The 23,450-nt window shown below is 61.4% G+C and carries 20 protein-coding genes; 11 read left to right on the forward strand and 9 right to left on the reverse strand.

The features are described from left to right. Positions 1 to 147: 147 nt before the first annotated feature. The gene (locus tag ACR0AI_RS18610) at positions 148 to 873 is read left to right on the forward strand and encodes an SDR family NAD(P)-dependent oxidoreductase (RefSeq protein ID WP_480676250.1); all 726 of its coding nucleotides are present in this window, start codon (positions 148 to 150) and stop codon (positions 871 to 873) included. 16 nt (positions 874 to 889) lie between these two features. Here ACR0AI_RS18610 and ACR0AI_RS18615 read toward each other — a convergent pair whose 3' ends face one another. Both ACR0AI_RS18615 and ACR0AI_RS18620 read right to left on the reverse strand, forming a co-directional pair. Then, positions 890 to 2,542, reverse strand: coding sequence for a DUF6504 family protein (locus ACR0AI_RS18615; protein WP_480676252.1), 1,653 nt, complete (start codon positions 2,540 to 2,542; stop codon positions 890 to 892). A gap of 61 nt (positions 2,543 to 2,603) precedes the next feature. After that, positions 2,604 to 2,891 carry an I78 family peptidase inhibitor gene (locus ACR0AI_RS18620; RefSeq protein WP_170459491.1) on the reverse strand — a complete coding sequence of 96 codons (288 nt, stop codon included), beginning with the start codon at positions 2,889 to 2,891 and terminating at the stop codon, positions 2,604 to 2,606. 130 nt (positions 2,892 to 3,021) lie between these two features. On the opposite strand from ACR0AI_RS18620, the gene ACR0AI_RS18625 reads away from it, so the two are divergent. Further along, complete coding sequence (locus tag ACR0AI_RS18625) at positions 3,022 to 4,134, forward strand: S-(hydroxymethyl)glutathione dehydrogenase/class III alcohol dehydrogenase (protein ID WP_170379545.1); 1,113 nt, start codon at positions 3,022 to 3,024, stop codon at positions 4,132 to 4,134. 54 nt (positions 4,135 to 4,188) lie between these two features. Here ACR0AI_RS18625 and ACR0AI_RS18630 read toward each other — a convergent pair whose 3' ends face one another. From ACR0AI_RS18630 to ACR0AI_RS18640, 3 genes are all read right to left on the reverse strand, one after another. Continuing rightward, complete coding sequence (locus ACR0AI_RS18630; RefSeq protein ID WP_170667262.1) at positions 4,189 to 5,127, reverse strand: DMT family transporter; 939 nt, start codon at positions 5,125 to 5,127, stop codon at positions 4,189 to 4,191. 142 nt (positions 5,128 to 5,269) lie between these two features. Continuing rightward, positions 5,270 to 5,683: a group III truncated hemoglobin gene (locus tag ACR0AI_RS18635; protein WP_480676253.1), complete on the reverse strand. Its 414-nt coding sequence runs from the start codon at positions 5,681 to 5,683 to the stop codon at positions 5,270 to 5,272. A gap of 48 nt (positions 5,684 to 5,731) precedes the next feature. After that, positions 5,732 to 8,650, reverse strand: coding sequence for an error-prone DNA polymerase (locus ACR0AI_RS18640; RefSeq protein WP_480676254.1), 2,919 nt, complete (start codon positions 8,648 to 8,650; stop codon positions 5,732 to 5,734). A 110-nt stretch (positions 8,651 to 8,760) separates the two neighbouring features. Here ACR0AI_RS18640 and ACR0AI_RS18645 point away from each other — a divergent pair, with 110 nt between their 5' ends. Then, on the forward strand, positions 8,761 to 9,225 hold the full coding sequence (locus ACR0AI_RS18645) for a DUF1203 domain-containing protein (RefSeq protein ID WP_480676256.1): 465 nt from the start codon (positions 8,761 to 8,763) through the stop codon (positions 9,223 to 9,225). On the opposite strand, the gene ACR0AI_RS18650 is transcribed toward ACR0AI_RS18645, so the two are convergent. Further along, positions 9,222 to 10,214, reverse strand: a complete 993-nt coding sequence (locus ACR0AI_RS18650) for an ABC transporter ATP-binding protein (RefSeq protein WP_480676462.1) — start codon at positions 10,212 to 10,214, stop codon at positions 9,222 to 9,224. The two genes, ACR0AI_RS18645 and ACR0AI_RS18650, sit on opposite strands and share 4 nt — an antisense overlap. A gap of 87 nt (positions 10,215 to 10,301) precedes the next feature. Between ACR0AI_RS18650 and ACR0AI_RS18655 the strand changes: the two genes are divergently transcribed. The 3 genes from ACR0AI_RS18655 to polA all read left to right on the forward strand — a co-directional run bounded on the left by ACR0AI_RS18655 (position 10,302) and on the right by polA (position 13,899). Continuing rightward, positions 10,302 to 10,478 (forward strand): zinc-finger domain-containing protein, encoded by a 177-nt coding sequence (locus ACR0AI_RS18655; RefSeq protein WP_170459503.1) that lies wholly within the window; start codon positions 10,302 to 10,304, stop codon positions 10,476 to 10,478. 84 nt (positions 10,479 to 10,562) lie between these two features. Next, positions 10,563 to 11,033: a hypothetical protein gene (locus ACR0AI_RS18660; RefSeq protein ID WP_480701433.1), complete on the forward strand. Its 471-nt coding sequence runs from the start codon at positions 10,563 to 10,565 to the stop codon at positions 11,031 to 11,033. 70 nt (positions 11,034 to 11,103) lie between these two features. Continuing rightward, positions 11,104 to 13,899 carry a DNA polymerase I gene (gene polA / locus ACR0AI_RS18665; protein WP_480676260.1) on the forward strand — a complete coding sequence of 932 codons (2,796 nt, stop codon included), beginning with the start codon at positions 11,104 to 11,106 and terminating at the stop codon, positions 13,897 to 13,899. Between the two features lie 43 nt (positions 13,900 to 13,942). Here the strand turns inward: polA and ACR0AI_RS18670 are convergent, their stop codons facing one another. Together ACR0AI_RS18670 and ACR0AI_RS18675 are read right to left on the reverse strand one after the other, a co-directional pair. Next, complete coding sequence (locus tag ACR0AI_RS18670; RefSeq protein ID WP_170379529.1) at positions 13,943 to 14,173, reverse strand: DUF2798 domain-containing protein; 231 nt, start codon at positions 14,171 to 14,173, stop codon at positions 13,943 to 13,945. Between the two features lie 49 nt (positions 14,174 to 14,222). Next, on the reverse strand, positions 14,223 to 15,002 hold the full coding sequence (locus tag ACR0AI_RS18675) for a hydroxypyruvate isomerase family protein (protein WP_480676262.1): 780 nt from the start codon (positions 15,000 to 15,002) through the stop codon (positions 14,223 to 14,225). 175 nt (positions 15,003 to 15,177) lie between these two features. Between ACR0AI_RS18675 and ACR0AI_RS18680 the strand changes: the two genes are divergently transcribed. Beyond that, positions 15,178 to 16,119 carry a DMT family transporter gene (locus ACR0AI_RS18680; RefSeq protein ID WP_480701435.1) on the forward strand — a complete coding sequence of 314 codons (942 nt, stop codon included), beginning with the start codon at positions 15,178 to 15,180 and terminating at the stop codon, positions 16,117 to 16,119. Here ACR0AI_RS18680 and ACR0AI_RS18685 read toward each other — a convergent pair. Beyond that, positions 16,116 to 16,694 (reverse strand): DUF1285 domain-containing protein, encoded by a 579-nt coding sequence (locus ACR0AI_RS18685; protein ID WP_480676266.1) that lies wholly within the window; start codon positions 16,692 to 16,694, stop codon positions 16,116 to 16,118. The genes ACR0AI_RS18680 and ACR0AI_RS18685 overlap by 4 nt on opposite strands. 64 nt (positions 16,695 to 16,758) lie before the next feature. Here ACR0AI_RS18685 and ACR0AI_RS18690 point away from each other — a divergent pair, with 64 nt between their 5' ends. Genes ACR0AI_RS18690 through ACR0AI_RS18705 form a run of 4 tightly spaced genes read left to right on the forward strand, consistent with a single transcriptional unit; the run spans position 16,759 to position 23,436 of the window. Then, positions 16,759 to 17,766, forward strand: coding sequence for an AAA family ATPase (locus tag ACR0AI_RS18690; protein WP_170667281.1), 1,008 nt, complete (start codon positions 16,759 to 16,761; stop codon positions 17,764 to 17,766). After that, the gene (locus ACR0AI_RS18695; protein ID WP_480676268.1) at positions 17,763 to 18,638 is read left to right on the forward strand and encodes a DUF58 domain-containing protein; all 876 of its coding nucleotides are present in this window, start codon (positions 17,763 to 17,765) and stop codon (positions 18,636 to 18,638) included. The genes ACR0AI_RS18690 and ACR0AI_RS18695 overlap by 4 nt, the downstream gene beginning before the upstream one ends. Continuing rightward, the gene (locus ACR0AI_RS18700) at positions 18,635 to 21,397 is read left to right on the forward strand and encodes a DUF4159 domain-containing protein (RefSeq protein WP_480676270.1); all 2,763 of its coding nucleotides are present in this window, start codon (positions 18,635 to 18,637) and stop codon (positions 21,395 to 21,397) included. Before ACR0AI_RS18695 ends, ACR0AI_RS18700 begins: the two co-directional genes overlap by 4 nt. Next, a complete protein-coding gene (locus tag ACR0AI_RS18705; protein WP_480676272.1) occupies positions 21,394 to 23,436 on the forward strand; it encodes a hypothetical protein in 2,043 nt (680 codons plus the stop codon). Before ACR0AI_RS18700 ends, ACR0AI_RS18705 begins: the two co-directional genes overlap by 4 nt. Positions 23,437 to 23,450 lie beyond the last annotated feature (14 nt).

Here is a 23,450-nt window from a genome sequence, read left to right on the forward strand (position 1 = left end):
AACGCATTATATTGTGACTTCGTGGCAAAATTCACTCAGCTGGGGATGATCCGACCGGTTGGCTTGGTCGTAAAATATACATGATAGCTGAAGCAGAACCGAAACCGCGCACAGGGCGTTGTTTCATGGTTCCACGATAGGGCAGGCATGACCGGTTTCGAAGGAAAAACGTATTGGATTGTAGGCGCGAGCGAAGGGCTCGGGCGCGCTTTGGCGCAAGGGCTAAGCGAGCGTGGTGCGCATCTTGTCCTGTCGGCGCGCAATGCGGATCGGCTGGCCGAGATCTGCGAAACCCTTCCCAATGCGCGTGCGGTGCCTTTCGACGTGACCGACCTTGAGGCCGTGCGCCGTGCCGTGGCTGAAGTCGGAGAGGTCGATGGTCTTGTCTACAACGCCGGAGCCTATGAGCCGATGCGGACCGGTGATTGGGATACCGAGGCGGTCTTGTCGATGACCGACGTGAACTACACCGGTGCCCTTCGGGTGTTGGGTGAAACCGTGCCGGGCTTCGTTAGCGCCGGACGCGGGGATATCACTCTGATCGGTTCTCTGTCCGGCTATCGCGGTTTGCCTGCGGCGGTGGGCTATGCGGCCAGCAAAGCGGCCTTGGTTTCGCTGGCCGAGACCATGCGGTTCGATCTGGCGGGTACGGGCGTGACGGTTCGGATCGTCAATCCTGGCTTTATCAAAACCCGCCTGACCGAGAAGAACAATTTCAAGATGCCCATGCTGATGTCGGCCGAAGACGCGGCAGAGCGTGTGATCAAAGCGATGTCGCGCCGCCGGTTCCGTACTGATTTTCCGGCCCCGTTTTCCTGGGTGATCCGGTTGCTGGACTATCTGCCCGACATCCTGATTTATCGTGGAAAATAGACCCTAATTATAGCGTCTAGCCAAATTGCCCCTGGCAGAACCAGCCTGCGGACATGGTGCCGCCGTGCCCATAAAACAGCCAGAGCCTCTCCCCCTGTTCGGTCACCACAACCCAGTAATCGCGCACACCGCTGCGCCAGTTAGGGTCATCCAGCCACCATTCCGGCGCGATCCGTTCCGGGCCAGTGGCCTGTGCCAATTGCCAATCACGCCCGCGCCAGCGAAAGGCGGAGGGCACATCCGGGGTTTCCGGGGCCATCACCGGCTCGGGCTGCCACATCTGCAGGGGGCGCGGGCGTGGCGGCGCAGGCCAGTCTCGCGCCGGTTCGGACCACGCCGCCGCGAGCACCTGCGCGGTTTTCTCGGGGATATGCGATGCCGCAGGGTGACGCCGAGTGATGACCTCCAGCCCCACCCGTGCGCCCAGTTTGGCCATAAGGTCTTCGACGGCGGTGTGGCCCTCAAGCCGGTTGCGGGCCACACGGCGGGCCTCGGCATGACCGGCGATGGTGCGGGCGTGGATGGGTTCCGTCTGCACCGCCTCAAGCCGCAGCATGTCAATGCCATAGCCCGCGTCGATCTTGTCAACTTTCATTTCTAACAAAGGGCGAATGCGGTGTTTGTCATGAGTTGGCCGGGCCAGCCCAACCTCGAGTACCTCGGCCGCCTGATCGGCACGATGAGCCTCAAGCCGTAGGGTCCGGACGCCGCGGCCCTTTTCTTCCAGCTTGGAGCAGAGTGTCGGCAGAACCCGGTCGATGGCGGCCATCACATCCTCGACCAGCCCAATCGGATTGGGCAGAGTCATCCGCACCGCGAAGTGATGCGGCGGGCGGGCCGGAGAGACCGGCTCGGGCGCGCTGCCCATCGCCTGATCCAGCCGCAAGACCAGCCCCCGCCCGAACCTGCGGGCGAGGGAGGCGCGCGGTTGGCCCAGTAAATCCCCGATCCGGCGCAGGCCGAGACGGTTCAACTGCGCGACGACCTGATCCTCGAGCCGCAGCGCCGCGATGGGCAGCGGGCTGAGCGCGCCATAAGACTGCCCCGGGGCTGCGATCCGGGCGCCGCCGCCCAAGGCCACCACTTGCGGTGCGGCTCCGCCCTTGGTCCAGTGTCGTCGCTTGCTGGCTCGGGCACGGGTGGCGCGGGCCTCTTGACTGATGGCGTCGCCGTTGCGGTCGGATATGGCCTCTTGCCCGGCATAGCGCGCCAGCGCCCAGGCCGCGCCCAACGTGTCGGCAATGCCCATCTGCACGCTCAGACCCATATCGGCGCAGTCGACCTCAAGCACGCGCAGTAACGCCTCTTCCCCGCCAAACAGATGCGCGCAGCCCGAGAGGTCAACGATCAGCCCGTCCGGTGATTCCTCAGCGACCCAAGGGCTGAATTTGCCTGCCCAGCGGCGCAACGCGGTCAGGAACGCGGCCTCGGCCGGGGCGTTGCGGTGCCGCGTGATCAGGGACGCACACATGGCATGGGCATCGCGCACCGGCTGACCCACCTGTAGCCCGGCGGCCTGAGCTTCCGCATTCAGAGAGGTGATCACCTGCATGTTCGACTGCTCGGCCACTACAGCCAAAGGTCCGACATGCAGCCCCCGCGCGGCGCGGATCAGCCGTTCAGCCCCCAGTCGGGGAAACCAGAGTGAGAGTATTCGGCGTTTTGGCATCGGCAGACATCAAAATGTTCCTATTTTGTTCTTGCCCGAGAATCAGCGCCCGAGTCCACCCCTACCCGCAGGTCAGGCGCTGAATGATGCCCGCACCGTTCACGAAGACATTCAGCCGGTCGATACGATAATCCTGTGTCGCAATGTCATTGGGTCCCAACACCCGCGCGCGCTCGGGCAGGCTGGCTTGAATGGTAGAAACCGGCTGACCGATGGAGTCCGCAAACGGATCGCCTTTGCAGAAGGCCAGATCCACAGGCGAGGCCTCGGGCGCAAGGTCTGCTCCATCCAATGTAGAGGTTTCGGCGCAGGCGGCTAGAAGGATCAGGATCGGGATAAATCGGTGCATTGGCGTTCCCCAGTATGACAATGTCGTTTCTGCAATATCAAATGTTTAGCCAATCTGCCATGAAAGTGGAGTTGAAAACACCCTGCATTTGACGCAGGGTCGGGTCAAACAAGACTGGGAGACAAGCACCATGCGCACCCGTGCAGCCGTCGCCGTTCAGGCTGGCAAACCTTTGGAAGTGATGGAGGTGAACCTCGAAGGCCCCAAGGCGGGCGAGGTTTTGGTCGAAGTAAAGGCCACCGGCATCTGCCATACCGATGAATTCACCCTGTCCGGCGCAGATCCCGAAGGCCTGTTCCCGGCCATTCTGGGCCATGAAGGCGCAGGCGTCGTGGTCGAGGTCGGCCCGGGCGTCACCAGCCTGAAGCCGGGCGACCATGTGATCCCGCTCTACACACCCGAATGCCGGGAGTGTGAATACTGCCTGCATCCAAAGACCAACCTGTGTCAGGCAATCCGTGAGACTCAGGGCAAGGGCCTGATGCCCGATGGCACCTCGCGCTTCTCGACCTTGGATGGCGATCCGATCCTGCACTACATGGGCTGCTCGACCTTCGCCAACCACACTGTCCTGCCTGAAATCGCGCTGGCCAAAGTGCGTGAGGACGCACCCTTCGATAAGATCTGCTACATCGGCTGCGGTGTCACCACCGGCATCGGCGCCGTGATCAATACCGCCAAAGTGGAAATCGGCAGCCGTGCCATCGTGTTCGGTCTGGGCGGTATCGGCCTGAACGTGATCCAGGGCCTGCGCCTGGCCGGTGCCGATCAGATCGTCGGTGTCGACCTGAACCCATCGAAGGTCGAAATGGCCACCAAGTTCGGGATGACCGATTTCGTTAACCCGAAAGAGGTCGAAGGCGATCTGGTGCCCTATCTGGTCAACCTGACCAAAGGCGGCGCGGACTATACGTTCGACGCGACCGGCAATGTCGGGGTGATGCGCGATGCACTGGAATCAGCGCATAAGGGTTGGGGTGAGTCGATCATCATCGGCGTTGCACCTGCGGGGGCTGAGATCTCGACCCGTCCGTTCCAGCTGGTCACCGGACGTTCCTGGCGCGGCACCGCCTTTGGCGGCGCGCGGGGCCGGACCGATGTGCCGAAGATCGTCGACTGGTACATGGAAGGAAAGATCGAGATCGACCCGATGATCACCCACACCATGGGTCTGGATGACATCAACCACGGTTTCGACCTGATGCATAAAGGCGAGAGCATCCGCTCGGTGGTTGTCTACTAAGGCTCTAAACCAGTTGAATTTGCCTAAGCGGCGCGCTGTCTGGCGCGCCGTTTTTCATTCGCCGGGTCGCGATGCACCCGTATCCGATCGCGGTGACCGCACTCGCAGCACCGGCGTGTTGACCGAGGTGGTGTTCGACCGGCTTTCGCGCCAGACTACGAAGATGCCCGAGGCGATGATGACGCTTGCGCCGACCGCGACCCAGCCGTCCGGGTGTTCGCCAAAGAAGATCATGCCGAACAAGGTGGCCCAGATGATCTGACTGTATTGGCTGGGGGCCACGACGCCCGCTGGCGCGGCACGATAGGCCAGGATGATCAGATGTTGTGCGATCACCGAGAACACGCCGACCAGCGCCATCATCGCCAGATGTAGCAGCGAAGGCGGCTGGTAGACTGCCGGTTGCATCAAGCTCATGACCACGATAGCCAGCAGCATCGGGTAGAGGATCAGCACGGCCGAGCGTTCCTCATTCCCGATCTTGCGCACCAGAACAGAGCCTAACGCGCTGCAAAACGCGGCTGTCAGGGCGGCCATGTGGCCTAGCGTGATATCCGTCGCTCCGGGGCGCAGGACGATCAGAACACCGATCAACCCGACGCCAACCGCGGCCCAACGTTGGAAACGCACGACCTCTCCTAGAATCGGAATCGACAAGACTGTGACGAACAGGGGGAAGGCAAATAGCAGCGAATAGACCTCGGCAAGAGGCAGGACCGAAAAGGCATAGAAAGCGCAGACCATGGATGTGACCATCAGCGCCGACCGGAGCAAGACCAGCCATGGGTGGTGTGGCAGGAAATTCCCGGTCGTGCGGTCCGTCAGGATCGTTACTGCCATGGGCACAAAGGAAAACAGCGTGGCGAAGAAGATGATCTGCATCACCGAATAGGTCCCACCCAGCACTTTGATCAGCGCGTCATGGCTGGCAAAGACCGCGAATCCCAGAAACGCGAAACCAAGTCCCCGGAGGGTGGTATTTTGAGTGCTCATGATCTGGCCTCAGGCGATGTCGGTGTGGTGGCTTTAAGCCGGCGCAGCCAAATGTGCTGTCTTTTCCCTGAGTAGACGCATTTTCCCGGACCGCATAGCCCCTATTTTACCGCTAACACAGCAAAGCCGCCATGTCGTGAGATCAACGCAGGATCGGCGGCGCGTCCTTGGGCTGTCGTGCGGATTGCACGCCTGCCTTCATCCCCACACCGATCCGTCGGGCCAGCGCGACCCAAGGGGTGGCGATCTCAGCGGGTAGGGTTTGGGTGGCGACCTCCTCAAACAGGTCCAGCCAATGAGCGAACATCTCGGGCTGCACGTCGGGTCTTTCGCTATGTACCCGTTGCGGATTGCCGTTGTAGCTGCGCTCATAAAGGATGGCGTTGCGCCAGAAGGCGGCGATCTTGTCCTCATGCGCGGGCCAGTCGTTGACTTGCTTGTTAAACACCGGTCCCAGAACGGCATCCTCGCGCACGCGGGCATAGAAAGCGTGAACCTGCGCGTTGATCTGGTCTGGTGTCGCGGGAAAGCGCGGGGGCAAGGTGGGTCTGGTCATGGTGGTCTCGGATTTCGACTCTAGTCCGGGACATATCTGGGGCGGAGGTCAGGCAACAGGTGTGGTTTTGTCGCGCGGCTCGGGCGTCAGAAGATGCCGGATCAGGGCCACTGGATGCGCCTTCAGGCTGAGGCGGGTGGCGACGTAATCCTCAACCACCTGTTCGCCCAATGTCATCTGCGGCAGGTAGGCTTCGGGTTCATCCAGCGTCTCGCCTTCCAGATCCTGTGAAAACAGCGGCAGAGGTTTCGCGGTCGCAATCGCCTTGGCCTGCCACAGAGCCTCGCGCCGGGTCAGGTCGCAGGCGGCAAAGGCATCGGCCTCAGCCAACCGTTCGATCACCGCCGGGCCCAGCCCCGCGCGGCGCCAGACATCATCCACTTGGGTGTAGCCGTTGCCCCGTGCGGCGGTCAGCCAACTGGCGTCTTCCTCGCTGAGGCCCTTGATCTGGCGGAACCCCAGCCGTAGGGCCAGCCCACCATGGCCATCAGGTTCCATCACATTGTCCCAGAAACTCGCATTGATGCAGACTGGCCGCACCTGAACCCCGTGTTCGCGGGCATCCCGCACGATCTGGGCGGGCGCGTAGAAGCCCATCGGTTGCGAGTTCAGCAGCGCGCAGGCGAAGATGCCCGGATGGTGGCATTTGATCCAAGCCGAGGCATAGACCAGCAGCGCAAAGCTGGCCGCGTGGCTTTCGGGAAAACCATAAGATCCGAACCCTTCGATCTGGGAAAAACAGCGCTCCGCGAAATCCTGTTCGTAACCGTTGCGTTTCATCCCGCGTAAAAAGAGAGCGCGGAACTCGCTGACATTGCCATGTTTCTTGAAGGTCGCCAGTGAGCGTCGCAGCCGGTCCGCCTGTTCCGGGGTGAAGCCCGCGCCGACAATGGCGATCTGCATCGCCTGCTCCTGAAACAGCGGCACACCCAGTGTTTTGCCCAGCACATCCCCCAATGCGTCCGAGGGGAAGCTGACCTCCTCCTCTCCGTTCCGGCGGCGGATATAGGGGTGGACCATGTCGCCCTGAATCGGGCCGGGGCGGATGATAGCGACCTCGATCACCAGATCGTAGAAATTGCGCGGTCGCATCCGGGGGAGGAAGTTCATCTGCGCCCGGCTTTCCACCTGAAACACCCCAATAGAGTCTGCTTTGCACAGCATATCATAGACCTCGGGGTCCTCGGGCGGCAGGGTGGCGAGGGTATAGCCGGTCTGATGATGCTGTCCGATCAGGTCGAACGCCTTGCGGATACAGGTGAGCATCCCGAGGCTGAGGACATCGACTTTCAGGATACCCAAGGAGTCGATATCGTCCTTGTCCCAGCAGATGACCGTGCGCCCCTCCATCGTGGCGTTCTCGATGGGAACAAGCTCGTCCAGCCGCCCCTCAGTTATGATGAAGCCACCCACGTGCTGTGACAGGTGACGGGGGAAGCCATCGATCTCATAAACCAGCATTAGAGTCTGTTTTAGCCGTCGATCTTCAGGATCGAGGCCGATTTCGCGCATCCGATGCGCCTCAAGCCCTTTGGTCGAGAAAAAGCCCCAGAGCTGTGAGGACAGGGCCGAGATCGTGTCCTCGGTCAGACCCATGGCGCGGCCGACCTCACGAATGGCACGCTTGCCGCGATAGTGAACAACCGTGGCGCAGAGGCCCGCGCGTTCGCGGCCGTAGCGGTCGTAGATATGCTGGATCACCTCCTCGCGACGTTCGTGTTCGAAATCGACGTCAATATCGGGCGGCTCGTCGCGGGCCTCGGATACGAAGCGCTCAAAAACCATCGTGCCCATCTCGGGGCTGACCTCGGTGATGCCGAGGCAGAAACAGACCACCGAATTGGCCGCCGAGCCACGCCCCTGACACAGGATATCGCGCGAGCGGGCGAAATGGACGATATCCCGGACGGTGAGGAAATAGGGTTCATATTTCAGCTTGCCGATCAGCCTCAGCTCATGGGCCAGCATCTTTTGGGCCTTCTCGGATGCGCCTGCCGGATAGCGCCATTTCAACCCCTCATGCGCCAGGCGGTACAGGCGTTGGGCCGGGGTTTCCTGTTCACTGCCTTCGCTGGGGTATTCATAGCGCAGCTCATCCAGCGAGAAGGTGAGCTGCTCGCTGAGGTCATAGGCGCGGGTGACGGCCCCCTCGTGACCTTTGAAGATCCGCAGCATCTCTCCCTCGGAGCGCAACCGCTGTTCGCCATTGGCCAGCGCGTCGCGACCCAGCTCATCCACCTTGCGGCGCAGGCGGATGGCGGTCAGCACGTCGGCCAGCTTGCGACGCGCGCCGTGGTGGATCATCGGCGCGGCACTGGCGAGGGTGGGGATATCGAGTTGCTTTGATTCAGTCTCTAACAAAGAGAAATATGTACTATTTGCGCCATCATATCGAGGGTGCATCAGTAGATGTATCCGCCCACCAAAGCGGCGCGTCAGCTGTTGCGCTTGTGTCCGCCATCCGCTCGCGCCGCCCTTTGACCGGTCTGCTTGTGGCCAGAGCAGCAGGTGGAGGCCGTCGGAGAATTCGAGCAGGTCGGACAGGTGCAGGATGCAATCGCCCTTTTCCGCACGTAGGCGGCCTTTGGACAGGATGCGGCACAGGTTTCCCCAGCCCTGTCGGTTCAGGGGCAGGGCGGTGACGGTGGGCGCGTCGGTGAAGATCAGCCGCGCTGCTGGGATCAGGCGCGGCACCGCGTGGATCGGATAGGACGGCGGTTTGGGAATGTGATCGGGGCAGGGCGGGCCAATGGAGGTGTTCTGCGCCTCCCACTCCAGCCGTTCATGCACCTTGCGTGCGATCTCGCGGGCTTGGGTGTGGGCACGGACGATCCCGGCGACCGAGTTGTCATCGGCAATTGCGATGGCGAGCAGGCCCAGGGTCACGGCACGCTCCATATACTCCTCGGGGTGAGAGGCCCCGGTGAGGAAGGTGAAGTTTGACGTGATCGACAGCTCGGCATACATGGCGAGTCACTATTATATTCACGTTTTGTTCTTTTTCGAGTCCTTTGCGCAGGAACCGGGTCGCTTGCGGCTGATCGGATGGGCATGATTGGGAAAAAAGGAGACCCGAAATGTTCAAGATCACCGCACTCCCCACTGACGAAGTTCGCGCCCTGCAGGCGGGCGGGCCGGACGCATATGGCGCCACGCCAGAGCGGGCTGTTTCCACTGGCGCAGGTAATCCCTGTCGTCATTGCTTACAGAACATTCCCGAGGGGCAGGACATGCTAATTTTGGCGCATAGGCCCTTTTTAGAGCCACATCCCTATGCAGAAACCGGACCAATCTTCCTGTGTGCCAAACCATGCGACCGGTATGAAGGCGATGCATTGCCGGAGATCCTGACCTCTTCCCCCGACTACCTGATAAAGGGCTATGGTGAGGACGATCGGATCGTCTACGGTACTGGTGCCATCACGCCAACCGAACAGATCGGAGCCAAAATCGCTGATATCTTTGCCAAACCGGACATCGCCTACATCCACGTCCGATCAGCGCGGAACAATTGCTATCAGGCGCGGATCGATCGGGCCTAAAGCTTGACCCGGTGCATGCCGCGGCGTGGCTGATCTTGATCCTCGGCCGGAGTGTCATCCGCACGCGATGAGGTCAGCGCAAGGAATACATCCTCGAGGTCTGCTTCTTCGGTTCGGACGTCGCGGATGCGGATATTGGCGGCGCGCACCGATTCCAGAACCTGCTCAGCGCTGGTCTGTGCGCTGCGGTACTGCAGCACAAGACTGCCATCGTCGCGCAAAGTGGCCTCGACGCCATCCGTCATGGGCAAATCGGTGACGGGGCTGTCAGGGGCGATCACCATCGTCCGGCTGTCCATTCGGCCCAGCAGGTTGGCGGTGCTGTCCTGGGTGATCTTTTCACCGTGATTGATGATGGCGATCTCGTCGCACATCTCTTGCGCTTCTTCCAGGTAATGCGTGGTCAGGATGATGGTCATGCCTTGCTCGTTCAGCTTGCGCACATTGGCCCAGAGCATCTGGCGAAGCTCGATATCCACACCCGCCGTCGGCTCGTCCAGCACCAGAATCTTGGGGTGATGCACCAGCGCCTTGGCCAGCAACAGTCGACGCCGCATCCCGCCGGACAGTGTGCGGGCATAGGCCTCGGCCTTGTCGCTGAGGCCCACCAGTTCCAGAATCTCATCACTGCGGCGTTCGGCTTTGGGCACGCCATAGAGACCGGCCTGAACCTCCAACGCGCCTCGGGGGGTGAAAAAGGGGTCAAGATTCAGCTCTTGCGGCATGACACCGATGGCGGCGCGGGACGAGCGTGGGTTCTTATCCTGATCATATCCCCAGATCGAAACATGGCCGGAAGATTTCACCACCAATCCGGCAAGTATGTTGATGAGTGTCGATTTACCGGCCCCGTTCGGACCCAGCAAGCCAAAGACCGACCCGCGCGGCACGGTTAGGTCGACGCCCTTCAGCGCGTGTTTCTCGGGCTGGCCTTTGCCGCCGCGATAGGTCTTGCGCAGCCCTTCGATCCTGATTGCCGCATCGCTCATGTGGCTCTTGCCCCCGGTTTGCTCATCGCTCATAAACGCACCTAATGCATGCCCGCGAGGCCGACAACCAGTGAAGGATCGCCAGCCGTGACAATCGAAGCGCCGGAAACGAAGATCGTGGAAACTTCTCGTGTTGCCTGTGATGGCGGCGAAGGCGCGTTGGGACACCCGAGGGTGTGGCTGCAGATTCCGGAAGACACCGGTTGGGTCGAATGCCCCTATTGCGATTGCAAATATGTCCTGAAGGGCACAGAGCAAAACTGATTGCCCGCCCAAACGGGGGGGGTGCCCCAATCTCGCCGCGTTTTTAATGGTAACTCTTTGCCGAGACCAACGCAGGTGAGTGTGATGACTGACATGACTGCAACTGAGACTGCCAATCCTGTGTTCGGCTGGATCGGATTTTGCCTTGCAGCGATGGCTTTGTTCGCGGCGCTGTTCGTGTTCTGGGCTGGGCCTTTCGCGCCGCAGCAATCCACCGGCGTGTCACTCGGGGAGCTGGCGGCCGAGCTTGGGAAATCCACCCTGCGCGCCGCTGCCGGGCTGGAGCAGCCAGAACCCGTCGCCCAAACCCGTGATCTGGACGATTTCCTGCAGATCGGTGTCGCCATGCTGGGCGGTTTGGCCATTGTTGTCTCTGTTATTGGCATCCTGCGCCACGAACGGATGCGCCCGGCCATCGCGGGTGTTGCCATTGGCATCGGCGCGATCCTGTTCCAGTTCTTTGCGATGGCTTTCTTCGCCTTCCTCGGCGTGCTGGTGATCATGGCGTTGTTGAACAGCTTCTCGGACGTGTTCAGCGGTCTGTTTGGCGGTTAACTGACGTTCCTCACTGGTCAGTCGCGCGGCCCTGTGGCAGAACCATCCCTGACCGACAGGGAGCACGCGCATGAGCAATTTCGGAAAAGGATGTCACCTGCATCTGATCGACGGATCGGCCTTTATTTTTCGGGCCTATCACGCGCTGCCTCCGCTGACGCGCAAGTCGGATGGTTTGCCGATTGGCGCTGTGTCGGGCTTCTGCAACATGCTGCAGAAATATGTCGAAGGAAATGCCGGCCCCGATGCGCCGACCCATGTGGCGGTGATTTTCGACAAGGGCTCGCATACGTTCCGCAACGATCTCTATGACCTCTACAAAGCCAACCGCGAGGCGATGCCCGAGGATTTGCGCCCGCAGATGCCGCTGACCCGCGAGGCGACGAAGGCGTTCAACATCGCCTGCAAAGAGCTTGAGGGCTATGAGGCCGACGACATCATCGCCACGCTGGCCGTGCAGGCGCGCGAGGCCGGCGGGCGCGTGACCATCGTCAGTTCCGACAAGGACCTGATGCAGTTGGTCGGCGGCGGCGTTGAGATGCTGGACGCGATGAAGAACAAACGCATCGACACGGATGGCGTGGTCGAGAAGTTCGGCGTCGGGCCAGATCGCGTGGTCGATGTGCAGGCTCTGGCCGGGGATAGCGTTGACAACGTGCCAGGGGCCCCGGGGATCGGCGTCAAGACGGCGGCTCTGTTGATCAACGAATATGGCGATCTGGAAACCCTGCTGGACCGCGCGGAAGAGATCAAACAGCCCAAACGCCGCCAGACGCTGATCGAAAAGCGCGATCAGATCGAGCTGTCGAAGAAGCTGGTGCAGTTGGATGAAAACACGCCGCTGGATTTCACACTCGACGACCTCGAAGTACAGGACCCTGACCCCGATACCCTGCTGGGCTTTCTGGCGGAAATGGAGTTCCGCACCCTCACCAAACGGATTGCCGACAAGCTAGGGGCCGAGGCCCCGGTTATCGCCGATGCGCCCGCGCCGGTCGAGGCGGAAGAGGTCGAGGCCCTTCCGTTCGACGCGTCGAAATACGAATGCGTGCGGGACGCCAGCGCTTTGCAGAAGTGGATTGATCAGGCCTATGAGCGTGGTTGGGTTGCGGTAGATACCGAGACCACGGGGCTGAACGAAATGATCGCCGATCTGGTTGGCATTTCGCTTTGTATCGAAGCCGGAGAGGCCTGCTATATCCCGCTGACCCATCGCGACGGATCGGCGGATGATCTGTTCGGCTCGGACGCGCTGGCCGAAAGGCAGATGCCGCTGGAAGAGGCTCTAACACTGTTGAAACCGCTGTTCGAAGACCCCTCGATCCTCAAGATCGGGCAGAACATGAAATACGATGCCAAGATCTTTGCGCGCTATGGCATCGAGGTGGCTCCGATCGATGACACGATGCTGATGTCCTACGCCATGCATGGCGGTGAGCATGGGCACGGGATGGATACACTGTCCGAGCGCTACCTGAGCCACACGCCGATCCCGATCAAACCGTTGCTGGGATCTGGCAAATCGGCGATCACCTTCGACAAGGTCGCAATTGATGAGGCTACGGCCTATGCGGCTGAGGATGCGGATATCACGCTGCGCCTGTGGCAGTTGTTCAAGCCGCAACTGCATCAGGTTCAGGTGACGACCGTCTATGAAACGCTCGAACGCCCGCTGGTGCCGGTTCTCAAAGAAATGGAGATGCACGGTATCAAGGTGGATCGCGATGTCCTCAGCCGGATGTCGAACGCCTTCGCGCAGAAAATGGCCGGGTTAGAGGCTGAAATTCACGAATTGGCCGGTGAGAACTTCAACGTCGGTTCGCCCGCGCAGTTGGGCGAGATCCTGTTCGACAAGATGGGCCTGGAAGGCGGCAAGAAAGGGAAAACCGGGAAGTACTCGACCGGGGCCGATATTCTCGAGGATCTGGCGACCGAGCATGAGTTGCCGCGCCGGGTGCTGGACTGGCGACAACTGTCCAAGTTGAAGTCGACCTACACGGATGCGCTGCAGACCCATATCAATCCGGACACGGGCCGTGTGCATACGTCTTATTCGATCACCGGCGCGAACACGGGACGTTTGGCCTCGACCGATCCGAACCTGCAGAACATTCCCGTCCGGACCGAGGAAGGCCGTCGTATTCGCGAAGCGTTCATCGCTGAGCCGGGCAATGTGATGGTCAGCCTCGACTACAGCCAGATCGAGCTGCGGATTCTGGCGCATATTGCTGAGATACCGGCGTTGAAGCAGGCCTTTGCAGACGGGCTGGACATCCACGCGATGACCGCGTCTGAGATGTTCGATGTGCCACTGGACGAGATGACGCCGGATATCCGCCGTCAGGCCAAGGCGATCAACTTTGGTGTGATCTATGGCATCTCGGGCTTTGGTCTGGCGCGCAATCTACGGATTCCGCGGGCCGAAGCGCAAGGTTTTATCGATCGGTATTTTGAGCGTTTCCCGGGTATTAGAGCCTACATGGACGACACGGTCGCCTTCGCTAAAGAGAATGGCTATGTGCAGACGCTGTTCGGGCGCAAGATCCATACGCCTGAGATCAACGCCAAGGGGCCTCATGCCGGGTTCTCGCGTCGGGCGGCGATCAATGCCCCGATTCAGGGGACGGCGGCGGATGTGATCCGACGTGCGATGGTGCGGATGCCTGAGGCAATCAAGGGGCTACCAGCCAAAATGCTGCTGCAGGTCCACGACGAATTGCTGTTCGAAGTCGCCGAAGATGCGGTGGATGAGGTGATCGGCGTTGCGCGGGATGTGATGGAGGGCGCCTCGGACCCTGCCGTGAAGCTGGACGTGAAGTTGGTTGTGGATGCTGGCCAGGGGGCGAACTGGGCCGAAGCGCACTAAAGGGCGCTGCTCATCAGGCCCGGCGGGCCCTCTTCGCAGCGGGTCAGTCCTGCGGCCTGACCATGCGGTTGACGAACCGTTGCACACTGGGGCCAAACAGCAGGATTACGGTGAAGGCGATGGGCCAACAAAAGGCCCATGAGGCCATCCAATCGCTGAGGGTGGACGGGCCAAAGCCGATGGCTTTGACTGTTGCGATCCCGGTGACGATGCAGGACATCAACCCGGACATGATCAGGCTGAACACGGCGCGGGCGTAGCGGGCAGGGATCATAAGGCGTTTCCTTGGTATCTAAGGTAGGACGGGCGGCGCTATCTGCGGATCAGAGATCTGCATTGGCAAGAGCTGCCTTATGCATCCAATCCAGGGATGAGCTCGTCAAAGCTGTTGAGGGAGTATATTCCGCACTGACCCATCCTTCATAGCCAGAGACCTCCATCGCCTTGAACAGGGTCTGAAAATCCAGATCTCCGCTACCCGGTTCGGACCTTTTGGGTGCTGCGCCGATCTGGGCGTGGATGACGCGATTGTGAAAGCGGTCCCAAATCTCTAGCGGGTCCGAGTGGATCATCTCTGCGTGAAAGCTGTCATATTGCAGGCCCAGATTGGGGCGATCCACGCGATCCAAAACCTCCGCGGCCAAATCGTAGTCGTTGAGGAAATAGTCGGGTTGGGACACTTGGTTCAGCGGCTCGATGGTGAAGGTCTGGCCGGGGGCCGTATCGGCGGCCCATTGCAGGTTGCGAACAAAGCAATCCAGCACCTCAGGCCCCGATGCATAGCCGGACATGATGTGGATCAGGCCGGGTTTGAGCACATCGGCATAGCGCAAGACGCGGCGGATATCGGATTGGAACCGCGCCTCACCGCCGGGAACGGCGGCATAGCCCGGCTCACCCCCGGTGTAGTTTGGCGGAGGCGCGTTGATCAGCACAAGCTCCAGCCCGTTGGCCAGAAGGGCACGGCGGGTCTCTTTCGCGGCCAGCTCATAGGGGAACAGAATTTCAACGGCCTTGAAGCCCGCCTCGGCCGCGGCCTGAAACCGCTCCAGATAGGGGAGTTCGGCAAAAAGCAGAGAGATATTGGCAGCGAATTTGGGCATGAGAGGCCTTTGGGTCGGTGATCCGCCCAAGCTTAGTCTCCACCGATTTTCGAGGAAAGGGATTGAAAACGACAGATTGTCGAAAATCGACAAGAAGGCAGGCCCAAACCGGCGGATGTTTGGGCTAACACGGCGAATCATTTTTCTGCGCCGTTCCAACAGAAGGTCCGATCCCATGGCGATGAGCCCTGATCCTGTGCGCGGGAACACTCTTCCTATGTCCATTGGCCGTAGCTCGGCCTTGTCTGGAAACGGTCTGGCTGTGGCCTCCATGCTGACCTGGGCGGCGGGGTTTCCCGCGGCTGAAGTGTTGTTGCAGACCTGGCCTCCGGTCGCGCTGTTCGTGGCGCGCCTGACGCTCGCCGTGGCGGTCATGGTGCCTCTGTGGTTCCTGATCGACGGGCCAAGCCGGGTTTTGCGCGCCCGTTGGGGTCATGCGATGCTTGTTGGCGGGACACTCGGGGCCGGGATGTTCCTGATCATCGTGGCGCAGAAGCTTACAGATCCGGTGACGGTTGCCATAATTGCTTCATGCGCGCCTTTGTTTGCCACTCTGATTGAACTCGCGACCGGGACACGGCGGTTGCGTTGGAATTTTGCGCTGGGCGTTGTGGTGTCCATCATTGGCGGTCTGATCGCGACCAGTGCAGTGGCGCCCGCGCAACTAGGTTTGGGCGCGATCTGCGCCATCGTGTCCACCGGTTTGTTCTGCTGGGCGACCATGGCAACGGCGCGGGATTTTCCCGAACTGAGCCAAACCGGGCGCAGCACTATTACGTTCTTCGGCGGCTTGGTCGTCGCTTTGTTGCTGTTCTTCGGGGCACGCCAAGTGGGTATGGATGTCATGCCAACGGCGCAGATTGATGTTCAACAGGTCGGAATGCTTGGGATCTACGCTCTTGTGTCTATGGGCCTCAGCCAGGTTCTGTTTGTCGGATCCGTTGGGAAACTGGGCGTTGCATTAGCCTCATTCCACATCAACATCGCACCGTTCTACGTGATGCTGATCATGCTGGTGCTGGGGGAAGAGTGGAACTGGACCCGCGCTTTGGGCGCAGGTGTCGTTGCGGTGGCCGTCGTGCTGGCGCAGGATCGGAAAGTTGTAAAAGCGGCCTAGTCCGGCAGGTCTTCTGACTTGATCAACGGAAAGAAGCGCTGTTCGGACCAAACTCCGAACCAGCCCTCATGGTGGGTTCCCATCTCGACCAATCGGTAAAAGCTCTTGCGGTCAATCCGGGCCTCAAGGCCGTCGCGGATCACAATGTATGGAGAGGGTTCCTGGGTCTGCGGGTCCATGACAACGCGGATCGGATGATCTGGCCCGGCCACCGCGACATCGCCAACCTTGGTGGTGAAAGCCAGAGCCTGCGCCTGCCCCTCGCCCGAGGCATCGACGTCCACCGCGATGAACGGCGCATCCTCGACGGTGATTCCCACCTTCTCGACTGGGGTCACCAGATAGTATTTCCCGTCCTCCAGCTTAAGAATTGAGGAAAAAAGCTTCACAAGCTCGAAACGGGTGATGGGCGAGCCTAAATAACTCCAAGTGCCATCTTTGGCGATCCGGATGTCCAGATCGCCGCAAAAAGGGGGATTCCAGAGGTGAACGGGGGGTAAACCCTTGGTTTTGGTCGCTTTGATCGAGGCCGCAAGACCGTCAGGGGAAGGTTTCACAGGTTTTTGTCCGCTCATTGCTTTTGCCATTTCCTCTCAGCGCGATAGACTTCATCTATAATAGTCCACGGAAGGGAATGTCATGTCCGAACCTGCCGACCTCGTGTCCGAGATCGAAGCGTTGGAAAACAAGCTGCAAGAGGCGAAATCCTCGATCACCCGCCGCTTCATCGGGCAGGAGAGGGTCGTGGATCTAACCCTGACGGCGCTGCTGTGCGGGGGGCATGCGCTGCTGATTGGCTTGCCGGGTCTGGGAAAAACCCGACTGGTCGAGACGCTGTCCACCGTGATGGGCCTGCATGGCAACCGTATTCAGTTCACGCCCGACCTGATGCCGGCCGATATTCTGGGGTCCGAGGTTTTGGACACAGCCGATGACGGCACGCGTCATTTCCGGTTTATTTCGGGGCCGATCTTCTGCGAGTTGCTGATGGCGGATGAGATCAACCGCGCCAGCCCTCGGACGCAGTCGGCCTTGCTGCAGGCGATGCAGGAGCGCACGGTGACCGTGGCGGGCGAAGACCGCGTGCTGGGTACGCCGTTCCACGTGTTGGCAACGCAAAACCCGATTGAGCAAGAGGGCACATATCCGCTCCCCGAAGCTCAGCTGGACCGTTTCCTTGTGCAGATCGACGTAGAGTACCCCGATCGCCAGACCGAGCGGGACATCCTGCTGGCCACCACTGGCGTGGCCGAGGACGAGGCGCATCAGATTTTCAGCAAGGAAGAGCTGTTGGCCGCCCAAGTCCTGCTGCGCCGGATGCCTGTTGGGGATTCGGTTGTGGAACTGATCCTCGATCTGGTCCGCGCGTTCCGTCCCGAGGAAGCGGGTGTCTCGGATCGCGTCGCTGAAACCGTTGCTTGGGGTCCCGGTCCGCGTGCGGCGCAGGCGCTTATGATGACTGTTCGGGCACGGGCGATGCTGCAAGGGCGTCTGGCCCCGAATGCCGAGGACGTTCTGGATATGGCCCGCCCGGTTCTCAGCCACCGGATGGCATTGAACTTCGCGGCACGCGCGCGGGGCGACAGCCTTGCCGACCTGATCGATAGCACTGCGGCTGGCCTGATCCGCACTGAGGCTGCGGCGTGAATGCTGCGCTGACCCTTCGTCAACGTTCCGAGGCCGAGGCGTCCCGGCTGCCGCCCCTATTGGCGCGCGCCGAGCATCTGGCAGGCACTGTTCTGTTGGGTGACCATGGCCGGCGGCGATCCGGCATGGGGGATGACTTCTGGCAATATCGTCCCGCTCAGATCGGAGACAGCCGCCGGATGATCGACCACCGCCGTTCAGCGCGCGGGGATCAGCAATTTGTGCGCGAACGCGAGTGGCAGATCGCGCAATCGGTCATGCTGTGGGTCGATCAGGGGGCGTCGATGCGCTTTACGTCGGATAAGGTGCTGCCCTCCAAGGCGGATCGCGCCCGACTGCTGGGTCTGGCGACTGCGATCCTCTTGGTGCGCGGGGGCGAGCGTGTTGGCCTGACAGGAACAACCCTGCCGCCCCGACGCGGGAATGCGCAGATCATTCGTTTGGCGCAGGCCTGGTCCGAGGATTCCGAGGTCGACTACGCCCCGCCGGAACACCGCGCCATGATCCCTCATGCCCGCGCGGTGTTCATCTCGGATTTTCTTGGCCCGATGGATGAGGTTGAACTGGCCCTGACCAAAGCCGCAGATCGCGGCGTTCGGGGCGTTTTGTTGCAAGTCCTCGATCCGGGGGAAGAGACGTTTCCCTTCGCGGGCCGCACCATTTTTGAAAGCGTCGGCGGCACCGTTCGGCATGAAACGCTGAAGGCCGGAGAGCTGCGCGACCGGTATCTGGACCGCCTCGCTGCACGCAAGGATGCGCTGACGCATCTGTGCCGCGCGACCGGCTGGCAGTTGGGTCTGCACCACACCGGAGAAAGCGCGCAATCGGCTCTATTGTGGCTCTATCGTGCGCTGGACGGGGGTGTTCAATGACCGTTTTGGCGGGCATCGGTTTCACCGCGCCATGGGTGTTGTTGGGTCTGCTGACCCTGCCGATCCTGTGGCTGATCCTGCGCGCGGTCCCACCTGCGCCGATCCGTCGGATGTTCCCGGCGGTCACACTGCTGCTCGGCCTCAAAGACGATGAGAGCGTATCGGACCGGACACCCTGGTGGTTGCTTTTGCTGCGTATGCTGGCGGCGGCGGCGATCATCATCGGTTTGGCCGGTCCCGTGTTGAACCCGTCGCGCGATCAGACGGGCACTGGCCCCCTGATGCTGGTGCTGGATGCAAGCTGGGCCGGGGCCACGCGCTGGTCGTCAACGCTGGACCAGATCGACGCGCAATTGACCGAAGCCGGACGCGCGGGCCGCCCCGTTTCGATCCTGCGCCTGACCGAGCCGGAACCGCCCGTGTTTCAGGCGGCCGAGGCGTGGCGCAACCGTTTGCCGGGCCTTGTTCCGAACCCGTGGCAGCCCAACGAGGATCAAGTTGATCAAGTCATCGCCGCGCTGGATCAGGTCGACGGCGGGTTTGATACGCATTGGTTCAGTGACCGCTTGGGCTATGAAAAACACCCTGAGTTAGTGTCTGAATTGCAGTCTCGCGGGCAGGTCACCGTCTACCGATCGAACGCGGCGGCGTTGGCGCTTTTGCCTGCCGTTTATCAGGACGGCGTCATTCAATTGACCGCACTACGGGCCGAACCGGGCCCTGAGGAGAGTGTGACTGTTCTGGCACAAGGCCGTGACCCGGCAGGCACGGCACGGGTATTGCAATCGGCCGAGATGACTTTTGCCGCCGGGAAGACACAGGCCCAAATCGACCTCGCCCTGCCGTCCGAACTTCGCGCCCGGATCACACGGTTCGAGCTGCAGGGTCAGCGCTCTGCCGGGGCGGTGACCCTGACCGATGACAGCCTGCGGCGGCGCGAAGTTGCGCTGATCGCCGGAACCCTCAACCGCGAGGGGTTGGAACTCTTGTCGCCGCTGCACTACCTGACACAGGTTCTGATCCCGACCGCCGAATTTGTCGAGGGCGGCCTGCCCGAGGTTCTACCTGCAAATCCCGATGTAATTGTGCTGTCGGATGTCGCCCAGATCTCGGGTCCGGAAGAGGTTGGCTTGATCGAATGGGTCGAACAGGGCGGTCTATTGCTGCGGTTTGCAGGACCCCGCATGGCGGCGAGTGATCTGGGGCGCGACGAAGAGGATACGCTGCTGCCCGTTCGCCTGCGCAGCGGCGGGCGCACCGTTGGCGGCGCGATGAGCTGGGGGGAGTCCAAGACACTGGCACCGTTCCCCGAGGACTCGCCCTTTTACGGGTTGCAGATACCAAATGACGTGACCGTGTCTACTCAGGTCATGGCGCAACCAGACCCTAACTTGGCCGATCGCGTGATTGCGTCGCTGTCGGACGGTACTCCTCTGGTCACCCGCAAGGCGCTGGGTTTGGGGCAGGTTGTCCTGTTCCACGTGACCGCCGATGCGGAATGGTCCAGCCTGCCGCTGTCTGGCCTGTTCGTGGAAATGCTGGACCGTCTGGCCGTTGCCTCGGCCGCGAAATCGCGTCAGGTCGCGCAATTGGAGGGCACCACGTGGGAGCCGGTCCAGATCATGGATGGGTTCGGCGCGTTGTCCGATGCCGGTACGCTGGCGGGTGTGGATGGGGTTGAGCTGGTGTCAGGACAGATTGGGCCCGACCTTCGTCCTGGCCTCTATGAAAGTGGGAAGCAAAAGCTGGCGCGGAACGTTTTGTCCGAGGAGACGACGCTCAGCCCCGTTGTCTGGCCCGCAGATGTTCCGATCCGCGGGCAGGAGGCTTCAACCGAGACACCTCTCGGGGGAATATTGTTGAGTCTCGCGCTGGTCCTGCTGACCGTGGATGTCATCGCGTCCCTGGCCTTGTCGGGCCGTTTGGGGCTGGCCAAGGCGGCGGCGGTTGCTTTAGGGGCCGTGCTGATGGCGCCCGAGGCGCAGGCGCAGACGCCCGATGAGACCGACTTTGCCCTCGCCGCGACCCATGAACTGGTTCTGGCTCATGTGCTAACTGGCGACAGCCAGGTGGACGACATCGCGCAAGCTGGGTTGCAGGGATTGGCCCAGACGTTGAACTACCGCACCTCGGTCGAACCCGCTGCGCCGATTGGCGTTGATCTGGAACGGGACGAGTTGGCCTTTTTCCCGCTGCTCTACTGGCCCATCACGCAGGATCAGCCGCGCCCCTCGGATGAGGCCTATGCCAAGCTGAATGCCTATCTGCGCTCGGGCGGTATGATCCTGTTTGACACGCGCGATGCGGATATCGCGGGGTTCGGCGCCTCCAGCCCCAATGGGCGCAAGCTGCAGCAACTGGCTGCCCCGCTGAATATCCCCGCGCTAGAGCCGATTCCGAACGATCACGTGCTGACGCGGACTTTCTATCTTCTGCAGGATTTCCCTGGCCGCTACGCCGGAACTGATGTCTGGGTCGAGGCCGCTCCGCTGGATGCGGAACAGATCGAAGGTATGCCCTTCCGCAACCTCAACGACAACGTGACGCCCGTGGTGATCGGCGGCAATGACTGGGCCGGGGCCTGGGCGGTGGATCGCAATGGGCAAGCCCTGCTGCCGGTCGGGCGTGGCTATGCGGGGGAGCGTCAGCGCGAGCTGGCCAATCGCTTCGGGGTCAATCTGGTGATGCATGTGCTGACCGGGAACTACAAATCCGATCAGGTCCATGTGCCTGCTCTGCTGGACAGGTTGGGACAATGACAGGAACCGTTATCTTTGATCCGCTGATCCCGTGGCCCGTTCTGCTTTTGGTTGCCTCGATCGCCGTTGCAGGCGTAGTCTTGGCGGTCTGGCGGGGATTGTCCGGATGGGCGTTGCGTGGGTTGGCCGTGTTGGTAGTGATCGCGGCACTTGCCGGTCCGGTCTATCAGGTCGAAGACCGCGCGCCGCTGACAGATATCGTTCTGATGATCGAGGATGAAAGCGCCAGCCAGACGCTCTCGGACAGGGCCGACCAAACCGCCCAAGCGGCTGAGGCCTTGGCGGCCGAGATCGAGTCTCGTGACAATACCGAACTGCGCCGCATCCGCGTGGGCGACGGCGATGGCGACGAAGGCACGCAAGTGATGGCCGCGGTGAATGCGGCCCTGGCCGAGGAGCCGCGTGCGCGGGTGGCCGGTATACTTGTGGTCTCGGACGGGATCGTTCATGACGTGGATCAAGCGCCCGACTTGCCTGCGCCGCTGCACCTTTTGCAGACCGGGCGTGAGAACGACTGGGACCGCAGGCTCATCGTCCGCAACGCGCCTGCCTTTGCCATCATTGGTGAACCTGTAACCCTGACCCTGCGTGTCGAAGACAGCGGGGCGGCTCCTGGCGGGGCCACCAGCGCGCCGCTTGAGATCTCGGTTGATGGGGGCGAGCCAGAGGAATTCCGTATACCCATTGGCGTGGATGTCGAACTGCCGATTTCTCTGCCGCATGGTGGGCGGAACGTCATCCAATTCACGGTCCCGGAGGCCGAGGGTGAGTTGACCGACCGGAACAATACCGCATTGATCCAGATGAACGGCGTGCGCGACCGCCTGCGCGTTCTGTTGGTGTCGGGCGAGCCGCATCCCGGCGGGCGCACCTGGCGCAACCTGCTGAAATCCGACAGCTCGGTCGATCTGGTGCATTTCACCATTCTGCGCCCGCCCGAGAAACAGGATGGTGTCCCGGTGGATGAACTGTCTCTGATCGCCTTCCCGACACGCGAGCTGTTCCTCGAAAAGATCAACGATTTCGACCTGATCATCTTTGATCGCTACAAACGCCGGGGCATCCTGCCTGCGATCTATCTGGATAACGTGGCTGATTATATCGACAACGGCGGCGCTGTGCTGATTGCAGCAGGCCCCGATTTCGCCACTGCAGACAGCATTTTCCGCTCACCCCTTGCAGGTAGTCTGCCAGCGCAACCGACGGCACGGGTGATCGAAGAGCGTTATGTTCCTATGGTCAGCGATCTGGGGCATCGACACCCTGTGACCACCAATCTGGGAAACTCCGAGGATTGGGGTGCGTGGCTGCGCCAGATCGACGTGAATGAGCGCTCGGGCCAGGTGCTGATGACCGGCCTTGAGGACCGGCCGCTGTTGGTATTGGACCGGGTGGGTGAAGGGAGGGTCGCCCTGTTGGCGTCAGACCACGCCTGGCTGTGGAGCCGCGGTTTTGAGGGTGGTGGGCCTCAGTTGGAACTGCTGCGCCGTCTGGCCCATTGGATGATGAAAGAGCCCGAGCTTGAGGAGGAGGCGCTTTGGGCCGAGGCCAATGGCCAGTCGATGCGGATCATTCGCCAGACACTCGAAGAAGAGGTCGGGCCGGTCACGATCACCCGGCCCAATGGCGAAACGCTTGAGATCACCCTTGAAGAGGTCTCGCCCGGACGGTTCGAAGCGCAGTATTTCGGACCCGAGATTGGCCTCTATCGCTTGCAGGAAGGCAATTTGATGGCCGTGATCGGCCTCGGTCCTGCGGCACCGAAAGAGTTCGAGCGCACCATCGCAACAGGAGACGTGTTGGAACCCGTGATCGCCGCAATGCGCGGTGGCGTGATCCGGCTGGAAGAGGGTTTACCCTCAATCCGCAACGTCCGCGCTGGGCGTCCGGCGGCGGGGCGTGGCTGGATCGGTCTTACCCCGCGCGACGCCTATGAGACGCGGGACGTTACTCAAGCCGGGCTGCTGCCGCCGTGGCTGGTACTGCTGCTGGCTGGTGGGTTCTTGCTGGGCGGATGGCTTCGCGAAGGCCGTCGCTAGATCGCTTCGGGTCA

Source organism: Ruegeria sp. BG3, assembly GCF_056538485.1.